This is a genomic window from Vibrio sp. S11_S32 (assembly GCF_014694465.1).
Classification (GTDB): domain Bacteria; phylum Pseudomonadota; class Gammaproteobacteria; order Enterobacterales; family Vibrionaceae; genus Vibrio; species Vibrio algicola.
In genome coordinates this window covers 1-222 of the sequence record NZ_JAAUWS010000211.1, presented here as the reverse complement: position 1 = coordinate 222, position 222 = coordinate 1, and the positions used below count along the sequence as shown (strand labels likewise).

The 222-nt window shown below is 54.1% G+C and carries 1 protein-coding gene; it reads left to right on the top strand.

Going from position 1 to position 222, the window contains the following annotated elements; genetic code table 11:
- Positions 1-222: hypothetical protein (locus tag HC723_RS17280; RefSeq protein ID WP_190339983.1), on the top strand; the 222-nt coding region annotated here is incomplete at both ends.

Sequence of the window (222 nt, the reverse complement as noted above, 5' to 3'; positions counted from 1 at the left end):
GTGAAATGACCACCAATGGTGGTGACCCAATTAACTTCAGCATGACCACCGATGCCAATGGCGTGACCACCATCTCTGGTGTGGATGGGGACGGCAATCCGGTCCTAGACATCACCATGACCCCAACCATGGATCCGGCAACGGGCGATGTCACCGTGACCACCGATGTTAATCAATACCAACCATTGGATGACAACAACGGCACGGGTGAGAATACCGGTC